This is a genomic window from Novosphingobium sp. B-7 (assembly GCF_000410615.1).
Lineage (GTDB): Bacteria > Pseudomonadota > Alphaproteobacteria > Sphingomonadales > Sphingomonadaceae > Novosphingobium > Novosphingobium capsulatum.
The window spans coordinates 8,682-11,689 of record NZ_KE148346.1; the positions used below are offsets into that span (position 1 = coordinate 8,682).

The 3,008-nt window shown below is 66.0% G+C and carries 2 protein-coding genes; both read left to right on the forward strand.

Annotated features, from left to right (window positions below; translation table 11 throughout):
* Positions 1-707 (forward strand): cellulose synthase operon protein YhjQ/BcsQ (locus tag H926_RS27385; protein ID WP_022676656.1); only part of this gene is annotated, 707 nt, incomplete at its 5' end.
* Positions 704-3,008, forward strand: a 2,305-nt coding sequence (gene bcsA / locus H926_RS0112795) for a UDP-forming cellulose synthase catalytic subunit (protein ID WP_022676657.1), incomplete at its 3' end; no start/stop codon positions are given. The genes H926_RS27385 and bcsA, both read left to right, overlap by 4 nt.

Consider the following 3,008-nt stretch of genomic DNA (forward strand, 5'->3'; position numbering starts at 1 on the left):
CCACCGCGATCGCCCTGTCGCGCGCCGGCCACGATGTCACCGCGCTCGATCTGGCGCAGAGCGGCACGCTGCAGCTGCACTTCGGGATCGGCCCGGGTGAAGCGCTGCCCCCGCTCGATGCCCCGGCCGAGGATACGGCCAGCGCATCGGTTCAGGGTGTGGCGCTGCGCAGCGCGGCGGCCCTGGCCCGCCAGCCCGATTTTGCCGAAGCGCTCGCCAAGGGCGAGATCGGCTTTGGCGGCGAGCAGCTGTTCGTGGCCGACATTTCCAGCGCCGATCGCCACTTGCGCGATCTGCTGCTGCCCTATGCCGTGCTGGAAATCTGCCCGCTGACGGCGACCGCCGAATGCCTGATGATGCTGCCGGCGGTCAACGATACCGGTCTGGCCAAGACCCGCTTCGTGATGAGCATGGTGGAAGACACCCGCCGCTTTGCCCGCCATTCGGTGGGCTTCCTGCGCGAACTGCTGGGCGATCGCCTGCTCGGCCAGGTGCGCCGTGACGAGGCCGTGATCGAGGCCGGCGCCATGCTTCAGCCGCTTGGCCGCTATGCCCCGCACAGCGCAGCCCTGGCCGATACTATCGCGCTGGGCGAATGCGTGGCCGAACTGATTGCCGAAATCCTGGAAGATGAGGGCGGCACCGACCTGCCCGAAGACGATGCCGCCGCACCCGCTGGCCAGACCGGAAAGAACCGCGCCGCATGATCGCCTTGTTCCGCAATCCCGCAAACCTCCTGCGGCTGGGCACGTTCGTCCTGCTGGCGCTGACCGCGCTGGTGGTGATCGGCGTGCCGCTTGATCTCAAGCAGCAGTGGATGCTGGCTGGCGGAACGATCGTGGGCATGATGGCGCTGTCGCGCTGGAAATCGCGCAAGGGTTCGCTGGCGATCGGCATCCTCGCGATCATCACGTCCACCCGCTATATCTTCTGGCGCACCACGCAGACGCTCTCGTTCGGCACGCCGCTGGAATTCCTGTTCGGCACCGGACTTTATCTGGCCGAACTTTATGCGTGGGTGCTGCTGATCCTGGGTTTTCTGCAGACCACCTGGCCGCTGGAGCGCCCGGTTGCGGAAATCGAGGGCGAGCCCGACACCTGGCCGACGGTGGACGTCTATGTCCCCACCTACAACGAGAGCCTGGATATCGTGCGCAACACCGTGTTCGCCGCGATGGACATGGATTACCCGCACGACCGCTTCAACGTCTATATCCTGGACGACGGCCGGCGCCCCGAATTCCGCGCCTTTGCCCGTGAGGCCGGCTGTGGCTACATCACGCGCGACAACAACCTGCACGCCAAGGCGGGCAATCTCAACGCGGCGATGAAGAAGACCGAGGGCGAACTGATCGCGATCTTCGATTGCGACCACGTGCCCACGCGCGCCTTCCTGCAGCTGACCGTGGCCTATTTTCAGAAGGAGCGGAAGCTGGCGCTGATGCAGACGCCGCACTTCTTCTATTCGCCCGATCCGGTGCAGCGCAACCTGGCCACGGCCAAGCACATGCCGGGCGAAGGCGATCTGTTCTATGGCCCGGTGCAGGGCGGCAACGACCTGTGGAACGCCACGTTCTTCTGCGGCAGCTGCGCGGTGATCCGCCGCGAGGCGCTGATGGAAACCAACGGCTTTGCCGGCGAAACGGTGACCGAAGACGCGCACACCGCCTTGAAGCTGCAGCGCACCGGCTGGGCCCCCGCCTATATCAGCGCGCGCCTTTCGGCGGGCCTCGCCACCGAGCGCCTGGTGCTGCACATCGGCCAGCGCATCCGCTGGGCACGCGGGATGACGCAGATCCTGCGCATCGAAAACCCGCTGCTTGGCCCCGGCCTCAAGTGGCAGCAGCGCCTGTGCTATCTCAATGCGATGCTGCACTTCCAGTTTCCGCTGCCGCGCATCTGCTTCCTGACCAGCCCGCTCGCCTACCTGATCTTTGGCCAGAACATCATCGCCGCGTCGGCCTCGCTGATCTTTGCCTATGCCGCGCCGCACCTGTTCTGCTCGCAGGTCACTTCGGAACGCTCGCAGGCCGGCGAACGCCGCCCGTTCTGGGGCGAGGTCTATGAAACGATCCTGGCCTTCCACCTGGTGGCGCCCACGGTGATGACCTGGTTCAACCCGCGCAAGGGCAAGTTCAACGTGACCGACAAGGGCGACCTGCTCGATCGCACGTTCTTCGACTGGGCCATCGTCAAGCCGCACATGATCTGCATGGCCACGATCGTGTTCGGCATCCTGCTGGCGATCGGCAAGCGCGTTTTCTTCCAGCACCTGTTCAACGTGCAGCTCGATACCCTGGCGCTCAACGTCGCCTGGGCCACCTTCAGCCTGATCATCCTGACCGCTGCCGTGTCGGTGGCGCGCGAAACCCGGCAGGCCCGCCAGACCATCCGCGTAACTGCCGAACTGCCTGTGGCTGTTCACTTTTCCTCGGGCCATGTGGTGGATGGCACCACGATCGACATCTCGATGGGTGGGGCCGCGATCGAACTGCCGCCCGAACTGCCGGTGGGCGATGCCACGGTGACCGATATCGTCCTGGCGATGGGCGATGATCGCCTGGCCGTGCCGGTGGAAACCGTGCGCCGCACGCGTGGCCGTGCATTTGTCCGCTATCAGCCGCTTGACACACTGGGCCAGCGTAGGCTTGTTCGTGCCGTTATGGGACGGGCGGACGCCTGGCAGCGCGCCGCGCCGCCAGAGATTGTGCCTGGCTTGCGTTCGCTGAGGGATATTCTGGTGGTCGATGGCTTGACGATCAAGCGCCTGCTCTTGCTCAATCGTGCCGAACGCAAGGCCGCCAAGGAAGAGCAGCGCCGTCTTGCCGAAGCGGCCAAGCTGGCGCGCGCGGCCGAGGAAAAGGCCAAGGCCGATGCCAAGCTGGCCGAAGGGCAGGGCAAGCGCAAGAAGCGCGCCAGCCTGGCTGCTGCCGCCGCGATGCTCCTGGCCATGCCGCTGGTGGGCACGCTGCTGGCCCCGCAGCAGGCCCAGGCCGCCACGGCGCCGG